This is a genomic window from Flavobacterium potami (assembly GCF_020026915.1).
GTDB classification, from domain to species: domain Bacteria; phylum Bacteroidota; class Bacteroidia; order Flavobacteriales; family Flavobacteriaceae; genus Flavobacterium; species Flavobacterium potami.
In genome coordinates, this window is record NZ_JAINUY010000001.1 from 1019828 (window position 1) to 1040767 (window position 20940).

Below are 20940 nucleotides of genomic sequence, written 5' to 3' on the forward strand. Positions count from 1 at the left end.
AATAAATAATTACAATTACAAACTACGAATCGGTATTCGTATCTTTTTTACGGTAAACCAAATAGAAAACCTGTGGTAAAACCGTCAGTGAAAGAATCATACAAGTTATCAAACCTCCAACAATCATAATCGCAAGTGGTTTTTGAACTTCAGAACCCATTCCTGTTGATAATGCAGCAGGTAATAATCCTAAAGATCCCATTAAAGCAATCATAACAATTGGACGAATACGGCTGTAAATTCCGTGCGAAATGGCATCTTTTAAATGCATTCCCGCGCGCATATTTTCGCGAATCATTCCGATGAGGACAATACTGTCAATTGCACTCACTCCAAATAGAATGATAAACCCAATTCCTGCCGAGATTCCGAAAACGGTTCCTGTTGCCCAAAGGGATAAAAATCCGCCAATAAAGGCGTATGGCATGGCACTAATCGCTACCAAAGTATCTTTGAAATTACCAAAGTTGAAATACAACAGACATAAAATCAGAATCAAAACAACAGGAACAATCATCGCTAATTGTTTTGAAGCTCTTTCTTTACTTTCAAATTCTCCTGCCCATTTCATGACATTTTCTTTTGGAAGTTTAACTTCTGCAGCCACTTTTTTCTGTGCTTCTTCGATCGTACTTCCTAAATCGCGTCCTTCAATACTAAATCCTACGGCAATATAACGGCTGTTTCCTTCACGATAAATAAAAGTCGGTCCGGTTTTGTATTCTACCGTTGCAATTTCTTTTAAAGGCACTTTTTTACCATTCATAGTCGGAATCAAAATACCTTCTATTTTTTCTTTAGAATCACGGTATTCTTTTTCAAAACGAAGTGTAATGTCAAATATCTTTTCGTCGTCATAGAATTTTGTAGCAGCTTGTCCACCAATTGTCATTCTAATAACCGCCTGCGCATCGGCAGTGGTTACGGCATAACGCGCCATTTTTTCATCTTCAAGCTGAATTCTCAATTCTGGTAATCCAATGTTTTTATAAACGTTGATATCTTCAATTCCTTTTACATCTTTAATGGAATTAGCAACTTTTGCTGCCATTTCTTCCATTTGAAAAAGATCACTTCCAAAAATCTTAATCGCCAGCGGACTTTTAACTCCCGCTACATATTCTTCCACATTATCCTGAATGGGTTGACTAAAACCAAATGCAACTCCTGGATAAACATCGAGTATTTTTTTGATTTCGGCAATCAGTTCTTCTTTGCTGATATCGTGTTTCCATTCGTCTTTATGTTTTAATTCAATATGGAATTCGATATTAAAAAATCCTGTTGGGTCGGTTCCGTCATTTGGTCTTCCCGTTTGCGAAAGCACAAATTTTACCTCTTCAAACTTCCTGATTTTGGCTTTCATTTCCTTTGTCAATCGAACCGATTCATCCAAATTAATACTATTAGGAAGCGTTGCTCTCACATAAATCGCACCTTCATTCAACTTCGGAATAAATTCTGATCCGTAAAATGCAAATCGTACGCAACAAACTGCTAATAAAGCCAAGAAAGCATAAATCGTAGCTTTACGATGTTTGGTGCTCCATTTGAAAAGATTGTACAAATTGGTTCTAAAGAAACGTGAAATCATGTTTTCTTTTTCGACAATGTTTTTCTTCAGCATCACTTTACACATCGCTGGAACGTAAGTAAGTGATAAAATCAGTGAACCTAATAAAGCGTAACCTAAAGTAAAGGCTAGGGGAGAGAACATTTTTCCTTCCACTTTCGTGAAAGAGAAAATTGGCATTAGCGCCACAATCAAAATAATCAAGGCAAAGAAAATATAGGTTGCCACGCTTCCCACACTTTTCTTGATTAATCCCATTTTGCTCATGTTGTTAAAGCGTTCCATTCCTACTTTATGGGCTTTCTTTTCGAGAGAAACAAACACATTTTCCACGATAACCAACGTTCCTTCAAGTAGTAACCCGAAATCGAGCGCTCCCATCGAAATCAAGTTCGCAGGAAGTCCCTGAATTCGTAACATTACAATGGCAAACAAAAATGAAAGCGGAATCACAGTCGCCACAATTAACGAAGTACGCCAATTGTAAAGGAAAATAAACACGATTAATGAAACCAGTAAAACGCCTTCAATTAAGTTTTTGGTAACTGTTTTTACAGTTGTATTAACCAATTCTGTACGGTCGATAAACGGAACAATTTTGACATTATCCGGTAAAACTCTTTCGTTTAATTCGGCCAAACGTTCTTTCAATCTGCCAATAACTTCGCCTGGATTTTCACCACGAAGCATAATTACGATTCCTTCTACAACATCATCGTCGCCATCTAAACCAACCTGCCCCAGACGCGGTTTGGCCGAAATCGTAACCTCTGCAACGTGTTTTACTAAAACTGGTGCTCCGCCTTTGGTTTCAATTAAAATATTTCCAATATCTTCGACTTTATTCACTAATCCAACTCCACGTACGACATAAGCCTGATCGCCACGTTGTATAACATCCCCACCCACATTGATATTACTTTTTGAAACGGCTTCGTAAACATCCAATGCCGATAAATTGTAATTTTCAAGTTCCGTTGGATTAATTTTGATTTCGAACATTTTTTCTTCTCCACCAAAACTTACCACATCGGCAACTCCGGGAACGGCAACCAATTCTCTTTCGATAACCCAATCCTGAATCGCCTGAACTTCTTTAATAGGCAGATCACTTTTAATAACATATCTAAAGATTTCACCCGTTGCTCCAGACGGCGGATCGATTTCAACATCGGCACCTTCTGGAAGATCCAATCCGTTTAATCGGTTTGAGGCGTATTGCTGTGCGTAAAAATCCTCAACTCCATCATCAAATAAAACCGTAACTACCGATAATCCGAAAAGGGAAATAGAACGAACTTCTGCCTTTTTCGGGATCGTATTCATTTGTTTCGAAATAGGAAGTGTGATGAATTTCTCTACTTCTTCGGCACTTCGTCCGGGCCATTGTGTAATAATTCTGGCTCTTGTATTGGTTACGTCAGGAAATGCTTCTATGGGTGTATGAATATAACTCACGATTCCCGCCACCAATAAAACGGCAGTCAGGAAAAACACAATGAGTGAGTTTTTCAAGGAGAAAGCCACCAGACCTTGTACAAATTTTTTCATGTCTTGTATTTTTTATCCGTTTTTAAGGATCTTAGTTTTTTAATCTTTCGTGAATCAACAATTGGTTTTTGGTAATCACCTTTTCGCCTTCGTTAACGCCTTTGTCAAAATAAAGCCAGCTGTTGTTTTTCAGTTTCGGACTTATTTCTCTGGTTTCAATTGTACAATCGTCTTTATAGATTAAAATATAATCGCGGTTATTGTCAAAAATGGCTGCTTTTGCAGGAACCGAAACCAATTCTTCGCCACCAATACTTTTATCGATAGTAATATCAGCGGTCATTCCTGGTTTTAATTTCAGGTTTCGGTTGTCCATTACAATTCGAGCTTTTAAAACGTGTTCTTCTGCATCAAAAACCTTTGACATCATATTGATTTTTCCTTTAAAGATTTCTCCCGGATAAGCTGGTGTTGTAACATCAACAGCCATATTTTCGCTAATGTTTTTTAGGTTACTAGTGTAAACATTGACCAAAACCCAAATTTCTTTTAAATCAGAAATCGTGAATAATGGATCACTTTCGCTTGTAATCTGAGTTCCTGTGCTGATGTTTTTAGCAACAATATAACCTTCAGTTGGCGCTTTGATTAAGAAGACAGATCGATCACTGCTTGCACTGAACATGGCTAAATTGGCCCTTACATTTTCTAAAGAAGATTTTAAAACGTCCAATTCGCTTTGCGCTTGAAGCAAATCTTTTTGAGAAGAAATTCCATCTTCAAACATAGATTTGGTTGCCTGCAATTGACGTTGCGCCACTGTAATCTGAGATTGTAATGATCTGCTTTCGGACTGCATGCTGTTCAATTCTGTACTTTTAATCTCTGCCAGAACTTGTCCTTTTTTTACATAATCGCCTAATGAGAAAGTTGTTTTAGTAATAATTCCTTCCACAAGACTGTTAAACTGAACTACGTGATCTCCGTTATAAGTAATATTTCCTGTAAGATTGATCGATTCGCTTACGGCACGTTTTTGTGCTGGTTCAATCGTAATTTTTTCTTTTAAATCTTTATCAATACAGAATTTTTCATCCTGTGCTTTTTTAACTTCTTCTTTCTTGCCACATCCGTAAACGAGCATTAACCCAAGCATTGGGATTACAATAAGTTTCTTCATTATCTTTTTATATTTTGAGTAAGTGATGTATTAATTAATTTCCTGCCCCGTGATGTAGCGCAGTTCTTCCAGATTTTTGTTCAGGTCTTTTTTAGAATTCAGCAGTATTGATTTGTTGTCTAAATATGCATCGACAAAATCCAGATATTCTAACATGCTGGTATTTCTTTGCATGAAATTTTTACGATAGCTTTCTAAAAGTTTATCCAAATCGCCTTCAAAACTGGCATCGGCACTTTCGTATAATTTTTTGGTGGTGATGAAATCCTGATACGCATTTAAAACCTCAGATTGGACACTTAAAGTTTTTTCTTCCGTAAGCAGTTTTCCTTGATCAATCGCGATTTTAGCGGCTTTAATATTTCCCTGATTTCGATTAAAAAACGGAAGATCAAGCGAGAATCCAATTCCAACAAAATCATTCATTAAACTCGCTCCACGGTCGTAACTTACACCAAGTGTCACGTCTGGCGTACGCATGGCTCTTTCGTATTTGTATTTGTTGTCGTTGTATTCGTTTCCAAGTTTCAGCACTTTCATATCAGGACGATTTTCAATTGCCGATTCCATAAGATTCGCCAAATTGATTTCTTCGATATTTTTATTCATAGGAACAAAACCTTCATCAGTCAATTTGATGAAACTTGTAGCAGGAAGATTCATTAGAACTTTCAATTCTTTTTGTAAAGAATTGTTCTCTTTTTGTAAATCATTAATTTCTTTTAAAAACTGAAGTTCTGTAGCTTTCAAACGAACATATTCGCCTTTACCAACATTTCCTTGCGCAACCTGATTTTTATACGCTTTCAATAAAGTCTGCATCGAAGAAAGCTGGTTTTGATACACTTCTTCTTGTGCTTGATTGTATTGTAAATCGGTTAGGTTTTCTCTAAATTCGATTTTTAAATTGCGTAAAAAAGTCTTGAAATATTCCTTAGCGATTTCAGCGCTTACTTTTTCCATCGCAATCATTTTTTTACGTTTTCCTGCCGTCTGAATCAATTGCTCTAATTCGGCATTGACTTGTTGCGTTCTTCCGTAATTTCCCCATAATACGGGCAATTGTTGCGCTGTAGCATTTTTCCAAAGATTGATTTCTCCAACAGTCAAGGTTGGATTTGGCCATAATTTTGCCTGAATAACTTGTGCGTCAGCAATGTCGATATTCAGTTTTTCGGAAATAAGAGAAATGTTCTTTTCCAGAAATATAGCCTCGGCTTGATTTCGAGAAAGAGTAATTGTATCTGTAATGGCAATTTGTGCCATACTTTTGAGCGATACAATTAAAAACAAGGTTAAAAATAGACGTTTCAAATTGAGTAGATTTAATAAGTTGCAAAGCTATTTGCTACATATTAAGCCCTAATTTGATGTCTATTAGAAACCAGTAAGAGTTGGATTAGAAAACGATTAGAGTTTTGGAAAAACAAGTGTTACCGTGGTTCCAACCGCTTTTTTAGAAGTTATGGTAAACTCAATATTATTTTGTTTGAAGATCACATTAGCTAAAGTCAAACCAATGCCGCTTCCTTTTATATCGCTTACATTTTTGCCTCTGTAAAAGGTTTGTTTGATAAATTGAAGATCGTCTTCACTAATGCCTTTTCCTTGATCTTCAACAACAATTTTTAGTTGCTGATTTTGTTCCAATAAACTAATTTTTATCGGATTTCCATCTGAATATTTAACGGCATTTTCGATGATATTAAATAAAGCGATTTTGATTTCGTTAGAATTTCCGTGAATCGAAAGCAGTTTGTCATTTGAAACTTCTAAAGCAATTTGAATTTGTCCTTTTAAGTGATAACTCGCAGACAATTGATCGTTGATGTCCCAAACCAATTCGTCGACCCTGAAAATTTCATTGAGTTCCATATTCTCGCGAAGACCAGAAAGCATCATCAAAGTATTCATGGTATCTTCGATTTGATAGACGTTTTCTAACACTTTCTGAGACATTTCTTTGTATTCGGCACTGGTTCGATCTTTTTGAGCAAAAACTTCTAGGTTTCCTGAAATAGCGGTTAAAGGCGTTTTAAACTCGTGCGAAACATAATTGATGAAGTTTTTCTGAATGATAAAAGTATCCGAAAGTCGTTTCAGCAGATTGTTGTACGTTTCTATCAATTCCTGAATATCATCTTTGGTATTGGAAGAAACAATTTGTTTATCTAGAGAAGAAGCCTGAATCTCATTAACTTGATTGATAATGTTTTTGATTGGAGTATAAGCCAAATTAGAAAGCAGTCGGCTGGCGAGATAAATTGTGACCAATCCTGATATTAAAACCAAAATCATAATGATCAATAATCTATCGGTCATGGTTTTGAAATCGGTATCATTTTTTTTGACGAAAACCACAAAATCTCCTTGATTGTCATGGTAATAACTCCCGAAATAAAAATGATGTTTGGATTTGAAACTTAATTTTCGGTTTTTTCTAATGTAATCTAGTTTTGATGCATTTATATTATGATCCGAAGTTTTATCACCATACACAATTTGGTTTTTCTCGTTGTAAACACGTGTCACAATTTCAAGTGAATTTTCACGGAATTGCTGTCCGATAATTAAATGCTGATTTTCTGGAAGTTCGTCTTTTTCTAAATAGAAAATCCCAGTCAATAAACAGGTTTTCTGCAATTCGTTATACACGATTTTTTCAGAATAACTGTAGAAAGAAAAATACGTGATCAGTGAAGCAATGACAAACACGACGCTGAATGTCAAAGAAGAAATTAAGGTAAAACGATTACGGATTTTCATAAGTCTTCTTTTAGCATGTAACCGATTCCTTTTATGGTGTGAATGAACTTATGATTGTGTTCGATTTTGTTTCTTAAATACGAAATATACACATCGACAACATTGGTGTTATTGTCGTAATTAATTCCCCAAACCGCAGTTAAAATCTGCGTTCGAGACATGACTTTATTTCGGTTTTCTAATAAATACAAAAGCAGTTTGTATTCTCTTGGCGAAAGATCGATCAGTTCGTTGTTTTCTGTGACTTTATGCTCGTCTGGGTTGATGGTTAAAGTTCCGCAGGTATATAAAGTTTCGGGTTCGTTGTAATTGAATTTCGTTCTTCGGGTAAGTGCATTTACTCTAGAAATCAATTCTTTAAAATGAAAAGGTTTTACGAGATAATCATCGGCGCCAGAATCTAGTGCGGTAACTTTATCATCGGTATTACTCAAAGCGCTGAGCATTAAAATTGGAGTATGAATCTTTTTAAAACGCATTAATTTCGTCAGTTGAATTCCGTCGATTCCCGGAAGCATAATATCCATCAAGATAATATCCCAAGTGTTTTCCTGAACAAGGTCGCGCGCCATTTCGCCCGTTTCGGCAAGATGCACGGTAAAGTTATTTTCTTCTAAACCTTTTATAATAAATTCGCTGATGCGTTTATCATCTTCAATGAGTAAAACATTCATAAATGCTATGTTAAGTGTTGCTGTTTGGATAAAAACCGAAATGTTTAAACCCAATAATCTGATAAAGTGCTTTTGAAAGAGTAACAAAAATAACATTTATTTTTTGAAAGACATCTAAATATGAAGTTTGGAATATTTTTGAACCATATAAGAACAGGTAAGTTATTTAAGTTTTTATGAATTGCCTCTGCTTTGGCTGGAGGAAAATAAAAGGTCATATAATAAGATGGCTTTAGCCAAATGCGCGATTTAGGCTAAAGCCATTTCTATCCTTAATTTTTTAACCTCCATCTAAAGATGGAGGCAATTGATTTTTTTCAGTTGCCCCTAGTTTCAACTAGGGGGATTTTGAGATGATATAAGAAAAAGGCTTTAGCCAAATTAACATGCAGTTTATCATTTCGTATCTTCTTGTGTCGAAATGAGATCAGGAACGAATTTCCACAATCTTGTCATTTCGAGGAACGAGAAATCTCCGCAAGTAGCTCCACAATCTAAATCGCCAATCTTTGTCGAGTTTCTCGCGGAGATTTCTCGTTCCTCGAAATGACAAAAAACACGAGATAAACCACTATAAAATAATAATCCCAATTAACCCCAATCTTACATAATTCCCGTTTAATTTTTAATAAAAATCTGTAATTCAATTAATTAACTTTTATTAAAGAAAGCTTTAACATCGTCTGTTTTCCTTGGCTGTTTGAAATAACTAATTTTAGGTAAATCAAAATTAATCACATTTTAAAAATTAGAAATTATGAAAAAGAATATCGCCATATTAGCCACAAACGGTTTTGAAGAATCAGAATTAGCATCTCCAAAAGCCTATCTGGAAGAGCAAGGATGGAATGCAGATATCGTCAGTTTGAAATCTGGAACGATCAAATCTTGGAAAGACGGAAATTGGAGTACCGAATATAATGTTGATGTCGTTTTAGATCAGGCAAATGAAGCCGATTACGATGCTTTGGTTCTGCCAGGAGGAGTTATAAATCCTGATTTATTAAGAAGAGAAGAAGCTGCAGTAAATTTTGTACGTTCGTTTTTTGAAAGTAAAAAACCAGTAGCTGCGATTTGTCACGGACCACAAATTCTGGTAGATGCAGATGTTTTAGACGGTCGAAAAGTAACTTCGTTTTTCTCTGTCAAAAACGATTTGATAAATGCCGGAGCACAATGGGAAGACTCAGAAGTTGTCGTAGACCACGGATTAGTAACCAGCCGAAACCCAAATGATTTGCCAGCTTTTAATAAAAAAATGGTGGAAGAAATTAAAGAAGGAATACACGAGCGTCAGAGAGTCTAAAAAGATATTTTTAGATTTATGAAACTATAAAAATGCAAGATCAATTTTGGTCTTGCATTTTTTTGTTTGTAATATCGGGTTCGACTATTCCCACAATCTTGTCATTCCGAGGAACGAGGAATCTCCGCAAGTAGCTCGAAAAAGATTGGGTTCTTGTTGCGGAGTTTCTCGCGAAGATTTCTCCTCCGTCGAAATGACAAAAATGCGATAAATACATCCCAAAATATAGATTTAGTATATTTGTTAAAGAACATAAAGTAGTTGTAAGAAAAAGAATATAAAATAAAGATTTTTCCTATATTTGGCGTTCCTATAATTACGACTTTACGGCTAAAGAAATTTGCCCTTGTATGATGTGTGCGGTATCGGAAACGACCGTAAAGCGCTGTCGTAGGCGTTAGGAACACTTAGATACAAGGGTTTTTATATTCCTAATACTACGACATTATGAGTACAAACACCCTTTCCAAAGAAGCCGAAACAAGGCTGATTGATTTTTTTAACCATATTATCGATCCCGAAGATATGGCTAAAATATTAAGACAAGTAAACTGCATTTTAGCTCTCGGCGTAATGCGGCAACACGAAACCCTCCAAATTGGACTAACAAATTTCGAAGACAATTATTATTGGGTCAATGAATTGGCAGAGATTTTGAATCCTTATTTGAGTGAGGATTAAGGTTTATAAAATGGAAAAACCTCGATTTTTTAGGATCGAGGTTTTTAATTTAATAATTAAAATGCTTATATTTTATGAGCAGTTTTTACAAAAAAAACTTCTGTATTTTGTTCATAATAAAATACTAATCTCAATTTTTCATTATTAATCTGTACTTCGGAATACGACGTAAATTTATCTACAACTGTTACATTGCCTTGAAAAAAAGCAGTAATTATTTTAAAAATAAGCACCGAAGGATATTTAATATCATTTATTTCTTTACTTGTTGATAATGGATTTCCTTCATAACTAAAATGTTTATAGCAATGAAATACACCACCTATAAAGTCAAAGCCTCCATTTTTATTTTCTTTGATATCACGATATAAATCGATTCGGAGTAGTTTCTCATTAATAACTCCATTTTTTACTTCTACTACGTAACAGAATTGCTCAGTTTTTAAAATTTCATTGAATCTATTTAAATCAAACCACGGCTCTAAGTCATATATGGCCTTAATAACGTCATTTGCATTGCCTGTTCCAAATTGATTTGGATATTTTGCACTTGCAATTCCAAGATATCTATCTACTATAGCTGTAAATAAATTAGTTGGAATTAAATAGTATGTTTTTCCATTAATTTCAATTGTTCTGTAATTATTTATTGCGATTCCAGTTCTTGCATGATTCTTCTTTTCATGATCCATTAATAACAAAGATTTCTTCTTTATAAAGTCTCGTATTATTATATATTCATCAATTTTTAACATGCTATTTAAAAATTTCGATTACAACTAATTAATTTTTATATTTTTTAAACCTTAAGGAGTGCTAATGATATTTTGATCATCTACATATCTAGTTTATATTTCATCTAATTCCTCTCTCATCAAAGCAATTAATTCATCATTATATTTTTTAACTAGCTTCCCTGATTCTTCTAATTGCTTTTGATTCTGATTTATACTGTGATCATCACCATTCATTATTAATGAAGGCAAATCATTCAACGTTTTATTGCTATCTGCTAGTGTTTTGTCAAAAGCTAAATTTAACATATCAAGTTTTTGAATTACTTTTTCACTAGCAATTAATCTAATGGTATTAGTTTCCTGTTTAACCCTAATTAAATCTTTATTGGCTTCAAATGTTAACTTCTGCATCTCATTACTCATAGTCGTTATCGCCTTCATTTGATGTTCATGTTCTTGAGTATTTAAAAAATTAGTCATAAAATCATTTATGATTAATGCCATTTTCTCTTGAGATTTAGTAGTGTTGTCTTTTGTGAATTGATCTAAAAACTGGAAAAAAGAAACGTATTGATCTCTTTTGCTTTCGTATTTATATCTTCTTTTAGAGATCTCCAATTGATGTTCTTTTTTGAGTTCTTCTAATTCTTTACTGTATTTTGATTTTATTTTTTCTGTTTGATCAATTAACTTTTTATTTTCTGATTTTAATGCGTCTATTTTTGCTTTCTCTTGGATATAAGTTTTTATATATAAAGCTGATATAGCTATTATAACTCCAATTAAATATAATTCCATTTAGTTTATTTAAATTGTTTATTATTATTAGCGATAATTATAATGTTCTAAATTATATTGCAATTTTTACAAATGAACTAATAAAACGATAGCAACTGATAAGTGACCATGTTGTAATGAAAAAAATTATAATTTCATAAAAGTCTTTGGTAGGAAAGATGCATGTAGAAAAAATGAATATATACAAAACTCCAATTATTATTGTAAAAAATGAAAGCCAAATAGCATTGATTAAATAATTTTTGAAAAGATTAAATGTTTCAGAATCTTCTTTAATTGCTCTGATGTATTGATTATCCAATGAATTAATTATTGTCAAAACCGTAATTAAAAAACCAATTAATATTCCAAAAAGTGACATGTTCACTTCTACTAAACCAATAAAATTAAATTTTATACTGCTACCTATTAAAAGAAAAAACAATAACAATATAGTTGAAATTATAATTGGATAATTCATTTCCCATCTGGCGATGAGTGTATATTTTTTTTTACATTCCATATTAAATTATAGTCTATATGCTTTATCTAATTTAGGTTTTCTTTTCAAATAAAAACCTTCAATTTGAGTGATTTTTTCTTTAATTGAAAATTTAGTTATAGTAGTAACTTGTTCAACCTGTATGTAATCAAAAATTCGATTAGTTATTAAATCAATAGGTTCAATTTTACCAGAATCTAAATCTACAATATCTACTTTAAACTTTGTTACTTCATGCTTGAATCCTACAGATGAAATTGCAAAATTTGCCAATTGTTTTATCGCTTTAAAATTTAAGAATTTATTTCGATCGGTTCCAGCTGCAATTTTTACGTCTATATATGATCCGTCAATTGTGTCAACTAAATCTTTTGTTTCCATTACTCCTTTAATTTTAGATTTTTTTTCTGGAACATTATCTAAACTGAGCATTTTTATTTCTAAATTTCTAACTCCCTTAGAGTTTAAGAATTTTTCATAATCATTTGTTGAAGTAACTACAATTATTTCAAAACTTGGCAGATTGAAATTTTGTCTTAATAAATTACAAAATGATTCTAGTGTTGGACCAGGTACTTTACTTTCAATAGCAATAATCATATTCTCAGAGTCATAAAAAAATGCAGCATCATATCCTAATCCATTAAAGCCATTAATATTTATGGCTTCGAGCTTTTTATTTTCCTGATTCCATTTTGGAGGAATATTTTTTTCTTGGGTGTATACCAAAGCGCCACCTAAATATCTAATATTTATTTCTCTTGATTCTATAGCTGAAACAGTACCATCTCCTTGATCTATAAACTGAACTTTTAAGTTTTTAAAACTAATTGCTTTCTTAAATTTTGATTTTACATCCTTAATTTTTTGAGTTGAAGCATTTTTTAGGTTTACTTTTATCTGATAGTAGTTTATTTTTGTTTTTTTGTATTTTTTTGCCATTACTTCTTATTATTAAAGTTACTTTATTTCTTTTAAAAAACTAAACTTTTTGATTTATAGGTTTTTACATGTTTTGTGAAATTAAACATAAAAAACAGGGTATGATTATGGAAAACCATAATCTATAAAAATTAAAATAACAAGTGTATGAATAAATATAGATGTGTTAGTAAGTATTTATACCTAATTTGTATTAAAAAAAAGGACAGCTCCCCACAAATCAGAGGGAACTGTCCTAAGGCAAATTTTAGATTTGCACTCCGAAGAATGCGTACAGTAATTGGTAATCTACTAAAAAGAAGACTAAACGCAGGTTATTCGTTTATGATATCGCCTTCTTTAGTTTCTTCGCTGGCGATTTTTACCAGTTTATCTTGAGGGTTCAAGTCACCGAAAATTTCGATTTTATCTTCGATTTCTCTTCCTTTTTTAATGTCAACTCTTGTTGCTTTGTGGTTTACAACTTTTACCACATAAATTCCTTCTGCAGAACTTACTACTGCCGATTTTGGAACTACATACGTACTGTCTTTCGCGTTAAGCGGTAAAAGAACTTCGGCAACCATTCCAGGTAATAAGTTTCCTTTGGTGTTGTGAACATCCATTTCAACTCTTTCAGAACGAAGTTTTAAATCTAAAGCGCCAGACATTCTGGTAATTTTAGCTGAGAAAGTATCTGGCAGAGATTTTACATTAAAACTCATTTCGTCTCCTGCATGTAAATATCCTGTGTACAATTCTGGAACAGAAACCGCCAAACGTAATTTAGATTGCTCTTGAATCGTTAATAAAGGCAAATCTGAACCTTTTCCTGCCGGACCAACAAATGTTCCTAAATTCACATTTCTAGCCGCTACAACACCGTCAAATGGAGCACGGATTTCTAAATAACCTCTCATAATCGAGATTTCTTTGTGAGCAGCGATTGCAGCTTGGTATTGTGCGTAATCAGAATTTTTCTTTCCGTTCGCCATTTCTAAATCGTTTTTAGAAATTGTTCCTTCCACTTTGCTCGTTTCGTACAAACGGTTGTATGTGCTTTTGCTGGTTGCGTAAATCGCTTCCATAGATTTCAATCTAGATTCGGCAGCAGCCAATTGTGAACTGATTTCAGGCGCTTCTAATACAATTAAAAGCTGTCCTTTTTTTACTTTAGTTCCAATATCAACTTTTAAAGTTTTTACGAAACTGCTCACTTTTGCATACAAATCAACTTGTTGGAAACCTGTTAATTCAGCTGGTAAACGCAATTCAGTTGTTAGTTTTTCTTTCGATAAAAGGAAAGTTTCAACTTTAGGTTCGATTTCTGGTTTTGCAGTTTCTTCTTTTTTCTTTTCGCAACCGCTTAATACAACTAATGCTGTAAATAATAATGCAGATGATTTTATAATGTTACTTTTCATTTTTTGGTTTTATATAATGAATATGTTTTAAGCTTTTGAAAGTGAATAAAATTTAATTTAACACATAGAATCATAGCTCTTCTTTATGAATAAAGGCGTTTCACTTGTTTCAATGCACATAGCTATGTGTGAAAACTAGTTTTTTCTTTTACCTTTTTTTATTTAAAACTAAAATCTATGTTTCTATGTGTTTAAAAAAAATTACATCCAACGAGTTCGACTTTCGACTTTATGACTTTCGACTTTATGACTTTCCAACTTTCGACTTACTGATTGATGAGATATAATGGATGCTTTCTTCGTCCTCAGGATCTAAAGAAACAGATTGTGTCGATGTTTTTTCTTGTGCCCATGCAAATATTTGCGGCAAGATCAATAATACGGCAAAAGTAGAAAATAATAATCCACCGATAACCGCTCTTCCTAACGGAGAAACTTGATCGCCTCCTTCGCCATGTCCGATTGCCATTGGCAACATACCCATAATCATCGCAACAGAAGTCATGATAATTGGACGAAGACGCAACGCTGCTGCTTCACGAGCCGATTCTAAGGCATTTCCATTTATTTTACGCAATTGTTCGGCATTGGTCACCAAAAGTACGGCGTTGGCAATAGAAACCCCAACCGACATGATGATTCCCATGTATGATTGTAAGTTCAATGTTGAACCAGTTAATGTCAGCATTAATAATGATCCTAAAACTACCGCAGGAACCGTTGTTAAGATTACCAACGAAACTTTGAACGATTGGAAGTTAGCGGCCAACATTAAGAAGATTACGAATACGGCAACCAATAACCCCGTTTGTAAACTGCTTAATGTTTCAGTCAATACAGTACTTAGTCCGATTGGCGTGATAAATAAACCACGAGGTAATTCGCCCAATGAACTAATTGTTTTGCTCACATCTTTTGATGCCGTACCTAAATCGGTTTGGTAGATGTTGGCCGTAACGGTAATGTATGGCATGGCCCCTAAGTTGTCATTTTCACCACTTACAAAGCCTGGTGTAATTTTGGCAACGTCACTTAAAACAGGACGAAGCGAGTTTTTTAATACTGGAATTTCTCCAATATCAGTTTTGCTTTTCATTTTGTTTAAAGGCACTTGAACCTGAACAGAATATGATAATCCCGCTCTTTCATCAACCCAGTTATTTTTTTCGGTATAACGTGAAGATGAGGTCGAAGCTACAAGCGAACGAGAAATATCATTCATATCTACTCCTAATTCAGCGGCACGAGTTCTGTCAATGTCAATATTCATTGCTGGATAATGAATTGGCTGACCAATTTGCACGTCTCTGAAATACGAAATCGCTTTTAATTTGTCTACAATTTGAGTCGCGTACAATTCGTTTTTCTTTTTGTCTTTTCCGGCAACTCGAATCTCGATTGGAGTAGGAGAACCTTGACTTAAAACTTTATCTGTCAATTCGATTGGCTCGAAAGAAAGTTTAGTGTCAGGCAATACTTTTTTCAATCTTGCTCTAAACTCGTCTTTAAAGTCATCCATGTCTGCTTCATAGTCCTTTAAACTCACTTGGAAAACCGCTTCGTGAGAACCTGCCATGAACAAATAAATTGGGTTGATCGAGAATAGAGAAGGGTGCTGCCCCACATATACAGATGTAATTCCGATATGCTCTTTTCCAACCATTTTTTCTAATTCTTTCAAAACAACTCTAGCTTGTTCTTCTGTTCTTTCCAAACGTGTTCCATCAACCGCACGCATTCTTAATTGAAACTGACTTGAATTGGTTCTTGGGAAAACATCTTTTCCGATGAAATTAATAAACAAAACAGCCAGAAGAATAGATCCCGTTAGATAAATAATTGTCGTTGCCTTTTTATGAACAAACAAACGATCTAAAGTTCGCATGAAACGATTTCTGAATTTTTCGAAACCAGAAACTTTTCCATCATTGTTGAAATCTTCTCTTTCAACCAAATCCTTTTTCTGACCAATTAAATTTTGCTCCGATTCAGGTGTTAATCCGCAGGCGTTAAATTCTGCTTCGTCGTCTGTAATATTTGGTTCGTGTGCATGTTTTTCATGTCCTTTCATCATCCAGTTCGCCATTACAGGCACGAAAGTCTGAGACAATAAGAACGAAATAACCATTGAGAAACCAATTGCTAAAGCCAAAGGCAAAAACAACGCTCCAGGAATACCAACCATGGTAAATGCTGGTGCAAATACGGCTAGAATACAAAGTAAGATCAATAATTTAGGTAAAGCGATTTCCTGACAGGCATCCCAAATGGCGAGCGCTTTTGGTTTTCCCATGTCGAGATGCTGGTGAATATTTTCGATGGTAACGGTACTTTCGTCCACCAAAATACCAATCGCAAGAGCTAATCCTGATAAAGACATCAAGTTGATCGTTTGTCCGAATAATTTCAGGAATAAAACTCCAGAAATAATAGAAATTGGAATCGTCATAATTACGATTAACGCTGCACGACGGTCACCCAAGAATAACAATACCATTAATCCCGTTAAAACCGCACCAATAATTCCTTCAGTAATCAAACTTTTTACGGAGTTGATTACATAAACCGATTGGTCAAATTCGTACGTAATGTTTACGTCTTCAGGAAGTGTACTTTGAATTTTAGGCAATTCTTTTTTCAATTTTTGAACCACATCCCAAGTCGAAGCATCTCCCGCTTTTGCAATACTAATGTAAACCGAACGTTTTCCGTTTACTAACGCATAACCTGCTGTGATATCGGCACCATCTTTTACAGAGGCAACATCACCTAATTTTAAGTTTTGAACACCGCCTTTGAATAACGGAATCTGCTCAAAATCTTTAACTTCTTTAATGGTATTATTGGTTGGCGTAATATAGTTTTTGTCGCCCATACGCACGTTTCCAGATGGAGCAGTTTGGTTGTTCAAACGAATCGCATCTACGATTTGGTCTGGCGTCATATTATGAGAACGCAATAAATCTGGGTCTACGTTAACCTCAATTGTTCTCGGGCTTCCTCCAAAAGGCGCAGGAGATAATAAACCAGGAATTGCGGTAAACGAAGCACGAACATAAACGTTGGCTAAATCCTGTAATTCGTTGTTTGATCTAATCTTACTGCTCAAAACCAATTGTCCGATTGGAAGAGAAGAAGCATCAAAACGAATGATAAACGGTGGCTGAGTTCCCGGAGGAAAAGCCGCCTGGATTCTGTTCGAAAGTGCACTTAACTCGGCAGCTGCCTGAGCCATGTTCGTTCCTTCGTAATAGGTTAATTTCATAATCATTAACCCCTGAATATTTTTAGTTTCTACCGATTTGATACCGTTCGAGAAAGGTAAAACGTTTACGTAGTTTTTGGCAAAATAAGCTTCCATTTGGTCTGGCGTATAACCTCCAAACGGGTGCGCGATATAGATAACCGGCAAATTCATTTTTGGTAAAATATCTACCTTAATGTCTTTGATGGCACCAATTCCGAAGAAAAATAGACCCGCAACCAATACTAAAATGGAAATGGGTTTGCGGAGTGCAAAACGTATTAAATTCATTAGGATTTATAATTAAAATTCATTTATAAATAAGTCAAAATTTCCTGTTGCAGCGACTTTTAATAAGTACGACTGCCACACATTATTGTTGACAATATCTCGATCGATTTCAGCACGATTTAAAACATACATCGTTTGTGTTAAATCAGTCAAATCAGTTAAACCGTTTTTGTATAAAGTTGATTTTTGAATGTATGCTCTTTTTGCAGCATCAACCTGAATTGGAGCTTCGGCAAAGTTTTCAAGCGTAATTCTGATTTTATCTTCGGCAAAATTCAATTGCGATTTTAATTCTCTGTCTGCTTGGTTGTATTCTTCCTGCATGGCCTGAGAAACAAATTTCTGAGCGCTAACTTGTTTGCTTGAACGGAATGGAGTGGTTAAATTCCACGTAATTCCAACTCCAATTAAGTAATTGGTACGATCTGGATTTACGCCATCCCAATAGTTTCTCGTAAAAGCATTTTGATTGGTTGCATACGTATTATCAAATCCCGAAGCTCTGGTTTGTAAAACTCCAAAAGCGCTCATCGTTGGATAATAAAATCTCTTATACAATTTAACCTGCTGGTTGCTGTAATCGATTTTCGTTTTATAGAATTGTAATAAAGGGTGAAGACTGTCTGCAGCAGTTTCTTTCGTTACTAACTCTTTCGGAATCTGTGTTACAAATAAAGTATCTGTAACGAAATCCTGAGGTGCAACGCCCATTAAATCGACTAATTTGTTGTTTTGTTCTTTAACGAAGTTCTTAGCCAAGTTTAAAGCGATTTTAGCTTTAGAAACTTCGGCTGTAGCCAATGTAGAATCGACTCCTGCTAATAATCCGTTTTTAACTCTTGCGGCAGCAGTCTTTTTGAAAACTTCTGCGCGAGCAAGATTTTTTTGCTGTGAAATCAGTAATCTTTGGCTTGCTAAAAGATTTAAATAAGCAGCCGAAATTTTGATTTCCTGCTGGAATTTTTCCTGTTGCAAATCTTTTTCTTTAGCCTGAACATCCATTTTTGATAGATTGATTTTTTCTTTCGCTTTTCCGAAAGTGAAAAAATCCCAGTTCATGTTGACTAAATAAAGCGCTCCAAACGCTGAATTCCAGTTTTGTTCAGGAAGAGGTAAACCTGATGAAGCAACTCCTAAACCTCCAAAACCGTAAAGCGGTCCGTTTTGTCCGTTTACAGTTCCGTAATCTTGTTGTGCCGATAAATTTAAGTTCGGCAGGTAATCACGGCGAGATTGTTTCAGAGTCTCTTTTGATGCATTGGTGTAATTGTTTTTTGCTCGGATAGAACCGTAGTTTTCAAGACCTATCTTTATTGCTTCTTTTAAAGACAGGGTTTGAGCATAACCAGTTGAGGCAAAAATCAATAAAAATAAAATGGTAATTTTTTTGAAATACATAAACTCAAGGTGATATAAAGGTGTTTTTGATGAAACAAATTTATTTCTCTTATGCTGATAAAAGTCAGGTTTAGTGATGTACTGCACTAGTAAATGACGAATTGAATTGGTCATTTATTAAAAAAAATAATTAAATATTTGTTCGTACTTTGTAAACTATTTCAAAATGAAGAATGAACAAAAAGATTGATAACATATTGGATAACAAATGGTGGCAAGAAGTCGCTGTTGTCCTTTTCTCCTTTACGATTTATACCTTAAAAAATGACTGGATGTTATTTAGTTCATTCATTTCTATTTTAATGGGGGTATTTTTCTATTGTATTTTATACATGCATGCTCAGTTTAATCGTTTCTTTTTACTTCCCATATTATTTAAAGGAAATAAACCTTTTACTTATATCATTTTAACGCTGTTTGGAGTTTTTGTGTTTTCGGTCGTCTTGTACGAAATCACAATGTTGGATATGTTTGCCAAATGCCATTTGTACCAAAACTCACATCAGAGAAGTTATGCGTATCAACTGGCGAGTGTTTTGGGAACTTTGGTCTGCATTCTGAGTCCAATTATTGTGTTTAAATTTTATCGTATTCACAGAAAACAAACCGATGCGGCTTTATTGTTCAATCAAATGCAATTGAATTCATTGAAAGGACAATTAAATCCGCATTTTTTGTTCAATACATTTAATACGCTTTACGGAATAAGTTTAGAATTTCCGGACAGAACGCCCGATTTGATCATGAAAGTTTCGCAGTTAATGCGTTATCAATTGGAAAGCAACAGCAAACAATGTGTTTCTCTGGAAGACGAATTGGAGTTTATAAACAGTTATGTTCAATTGGAAAAAGAACGTGTTGGTTATCGTTGTGACATTAGTTTTGAAAGTACAGTTGATAAAGATTATACGTATAAAATTTCTCCAATGCTTTTAATTGCATTTATTGAAAATGCCTTTAAACACGGAACTTGTGCAATTGAAAAGTGTTTTGTGAAAATTAATATCACAGTAGAGAATGGATTGTTGCATCTTCATGTAGCCAATTCAATTCCGAAGAAAACGGATGTTATTTCGACGAAAATCGGTTTAAAAAACACAATTGAACGTTTGAAACTAATTTATGGAAAAGACTATAAATTAGATATTCAGGATGACAAACAAATCTATGTTGTAGATTTGGAAATACAACTTAAAAAGTTTGTCGGATGAGAGAAACAAAAAAATGTATTATTGTAGATGATGAACCCGCTGCACATTATGTTTTGGCCAATTATATCAAACAGAATCCGCAGTTAGAATTGGTTTTTCAAGGTTACAATGGTATCGAAGCAATGAATTTTCTTCGAGAAAATACAGTCGATTTAATGTTTCTGGATATCAATATGCCTGAGATTTCTGGAATGGAACTTCTTAAAATTCTTCCAACACATCCCAAAACGATCCTTACAACTGCTTATTCTGAATTTGCCCTAGAAAGTTATGATTATGGTGTGATTGATTATCTTTTAAAACCCATTTATTTTCCAAGATTTTTAAAAGCAATTGATCGATTTTTTGCTACAGAAAGCGTTAAGCAAAAGGTAGAAGAAACCGTTAATTCTGTGAGTGTCAAAGTAGATGGTTATTTAATGGATATTGAATTAGATCAGTTGCTGTTTGCTCAGAGTTATGGTAATTACGTAAAACTGCATACGATTAAAAGAACATATTTGGCATCTATTACAACAACTGAGTTTGAGAAATGTCTTCCAGAAAAGAATTTTATGCGAATTCATAAATCGTATATTGTTGCTCTTGATAAGATTGATGCTACGGAAAAAGATTTTGTCGTCATTAAAAGCGAAAGAATCCCAATCGGAATTACGTATAAAAGAGAGCTTACAGATCGATTGAAAAAATTAGAATTATAAACTAGATCGATTTTAAAAAATATTTCACCACTTCATTTATTCTTCATAAAAAAGTAGTAATTT

General features: G+C 34.0%; 15 protein-coding genes. 4 read left to right on the forward strand and 11 right to left on the reverse strand.

What is annotated here, in order from left to right; genetic code table 11:
- Positions 1 to 22 precede the first annotated feature (22 nt).
- From K6T82_RS04405 to K6T82_RS04425, 5 genes are all read right to left on the reverse strand, one after another.
- Complete coding sequence (locus K6T82_RS04405; protein ID WP_223704707.1) at positions 23 to 3124, reverse strand: efflux RND transporter permease subunit; 3102 nt, start codon at positions 3122 to 3124, stop codon at positions 23 to 25.
- 31 nt (positions 3125 to 3155) lie between these two features.
- Positions 3156 to 4244, reverse strand: coding sequence for an efflux RND transporter periplasmic adaptor subunit (locus K6T82_RS04410; RefSeq protein WP_223704708.1), 1089 nt, complete (start codon positions 4242 to 4244; stop codon positions 3156 to 3158).
- A 30-nt stretch (positions 4245 to 4274) separates the two neighbouring features.
- Positions 4275 to 5510 carry a TolC family protein gene (locus tag K6T82_RS04415; protein ID WP_223704709.1) on the reverse strand — a complete coding sequence of 412 codons (1236 nt, stop codon included), beginning with the start codon at positions 5508 to 5510 and terminating at the stop codon, positions 4275 to 4277.
- Positions 5511 to 5654: 144 nt separating this feature from the next.
- On the reverse strand, positions 5655 to 7010 hold the full coding sequence (locus K6T82_RS04420) for a sensor histidine kinase (RefSeq protein ID WP_223704710.1): 1356 nt from the start codon (positions 7008 to 7010) through the stop codon (positions 5655 to 5657).
- Positions 7007 to 7684 (reverse strand): response regulator transcription factor, encoded by a 678-nt coding sequence (locus K6T82_RS04425; protein ID WP_223704711.1) that lies wholly within the window; start codon positions 7682 to 7684, stop codon positions 7007 to 7009. The genes K6T82_RS04420 and K6T82_RS04425 overlap by 4 nt, the downstream gene beginning before the upstream one ends.
- A gap of 757 nt (positions 7685 to 8441) precedes the next feature.
- On the opposite strand from K6T82_RS04425, the gene K6T82_RS04430 reads away from it, so the two are divergent.
- Both K6T82_RS04430 and K6T82_RS04435 read left to right on the forward strand, forming a co-directional pair.
- The gene (locus tag K6T82_RS04430; protein ID WP_223704712.1) at positions 8442 to 8990 is read left to right on the forward strand and encodes a type 1 glutamine amidotransferase domain-containing protein; all 549 of its coding nucleotides are present in this window, start codon (positions 8442 to 8444) and stop codon (positions 8988 to 8990) included.
- 447 nt (positions 8991 to 9437) lie between these two features.
- Positions 9438 to 9671 (forward strand): hypothetical protein, encoded by a 234-nt coding sequence (locus K6T82_RS04435; protein WP_223704713.1) that lies wholly within the window; start codon positions 9438 to 9440, stop codon positions 9669 to 9671.
- Positions 9672 to 9736: 65 nt separating this feature from the next.
- Here K6T82_RS04435 and K6T82_RS04440 read toward each other — a convergent pair whose 3' ends face one another.
- The 6 genes from K6T82_RS04440 to K6T82_RS04465 all read right to left on the reverse strand — a co-directional run bounded on the left by K6T82_RS04440 (position 9737) and on the right by K6T82_RS04465 (position 19079).
- Positions 9737 to 10426, reverse strand: a complete 690-nt coding sequence (locus tag K6T82_RS04440) for a hypothetical protein (protein ID WP_223704714.1) — start codon at positions 10424 to 10426, stop codon at positions 9737 to 9739.
- Positions 10427 to 10519: 93 nt separating this feature from the next.
- Entirely contained in the window at positions 10520 to 11206 is a 687-nt protein-coding gene (locus tag K6T82_RS04445) for a hypothetical protein (RefSeq protein ID WP_223704715.1), read from the reverse strand.
- Between the two features lie 508 nt (positions 11207 to 11714).
- Entirely contained in the window at positions 11715 to 12629 is a 915-nt protein-coding gene (locus tag K6T82_RS04450) for a DUF6731 family protein (RefSeq protein ID WP_223704716.1), read from the reverse strand.
- A gap of 314 nt (positions 12630 to 12943) precedes the next feature.
- Complete coding sequence (locus K6T82_RS04455) at positions 12944 to 14032, reverse strand: efflux RND transporter periplasmic adaptor subunit (RefSeq protein ID WP_223704717.1); 1089 nt, start codon at positions 14030 to 14032, stop codon at positions 12944 to 12946.
- A 244-nt stretch (positions 14033 to 14276) separates the two neighbouring features.
- Entirely contained in the window at positions 14277 to 17567 is a 3291-nt protein-coding gene (locus K6T82_RS04460; protein WP_223704718.1) for an efflux RND transporter permease subunit, read from the reverse strand.
- Positions 17568 to 17579: 12 nt separating this feature from the next.
- Positions 17580 to 19079, reverse strand: coding sequence for a TolC family protein (locus K6T82_RS04465; protein WP_223704719.1), 1500 nt, complete (start codon positions 19077 to 19079; stop codon positions 17580 to 17582).
- Between the two features lie 59 nt (positions 19080 to 19138).
- On the opposite strand from K6T82_RS04465, the gene K6T82_RS04470 reads away from it, so the two are divergent.
- Both K6T82_RS04470 and K6T82_RS04475 read left to right on the forward strand, forming a co-directional pair.
- A complete protein-coding gene (locus K6T82_RS04470) occupies positions 19139 to 20176 on the forward strand; it encodes a sensor histidine kinase (protein ID WP_223704720.1) in 1038 nt (345 codons plus the stop codon).
- Entirely contained in the window at positions 20173 to 20877 is a 705-nt protein-coding gene (locus K6T82_RS04475; protein WP_223704721.1) for a LytR/AlgR family response regulator transcription factor, read from the forward strand. Before K6T82_RS04470 ends, K6T82_RS04475 begins: the two co-directional genes overlap by 4 nt.
- Positions 20878 to 20940: the final 63 nt, after the last annotated feature.

Bases quoted from the DNA above. Each gene is read 5' to 3' on its own strand.
- K6T82_RS04435 (WP_223704713.1), top strand. From the start codon at position 9,438: ATGAGTACAAACACCCTTTCCAAAGAAGCCGAAACAAGGCTGATTGAT.
- K6T82_RS04405 (WP_223704707.1), bottom strand. From the start codon at position 3,124: ATGAAAAAATTTGTACAAGGTCTGGTGGCTTTCTCCTTGAAAAACTCA.
- K6T82_RS04445 (WP_223704715.1), bottom strand. From the start codon at position 11,206: ATGGAATTATATTTAATTGGAGTTATAATAGCTATATCAGCTTTATAT.
- K6T82_RS04460 (WP_223704718.1), bottom strand. From the start codon at position 17,567: ATGAATTTAATACGTTTTGCACTCCGCAAACCCATTTCCATTTTAGTA.
- K6T82_RS04455 (WP_223704717.1), bottom strand. From the start codon at position 14,032: ATGAAAAGTAACATTATAAAATCATCTGCATTATTATTTACAGCATTA.
- K6T82_RS04450 (WP_223704716.1), bottom strand. From the start codon at position 12,629: ATGGCAAAAAAATACAAAAAAACAAAAATAAACTACTATCAGATAAAA.
- K6T82_RS04415 (WP_223704709.1), bottom strand. From the start codon at position 5,510: ATGGCACAAATTGCCATTACAGATACAATTACTCTTTCTCGAAATCAA.
- K6T82_RS04420 (WP_223704710.1), bottom strand. From the start codon at position 7,010: ATGAAAATCCGTAATCGTTTTACCTTAATTTCTTCTTTGACATTCAGC.
- K6T82_RS04430 (WP_223704712.1), top strand. From the start codon at position 8,442: ATGAAAAAGAATATCGCCATATTAGCCACAAACGGTTTTGAAGAATCA.
- K6T82_RS04475 (WP_223704721.1), top strand. From the start codon at position 20,173: ATGAGAGAAACAAAAAAATGTATTATTGTAGATGATGAACCCGCTGCA.
- K6T82_RS04410 (WP_223704708.1), bottom strand. From the start codon at position 4,244: ATGAAGAAACTTATTGTAATCCCAATGCTTGGGTTAATGCTCGTTTAC.
- K6T82_RS04470 (WP_223704720.1), top strand. From the start codon at position 19,139: ATGAACAAAAAGATTGATAACATATTGGATAACAAATGGTGGCAAGAA.
- K6T82_RS04440 (WP_223704714.1), bottom strand. From the start codon at position 10,426: ATGTTAAAAATTGATGAATATATAATAATACGAGACTTTATAAAGAAG.
- K6T82_RS04425 (WP_223704711.1), bottom strand. From the start codon at position 7,684: ATGAATGTTTTACTCATTGAAGATGATAAACGCATCAGCGAATTTATT.
- K6T82_RS04465 (WP_223704719.1), bottom strand. From the start codon at position 19,079: ATGACCAATTCAATTCGTCATTTACTAGTGCAGTACATCACTAAACCT.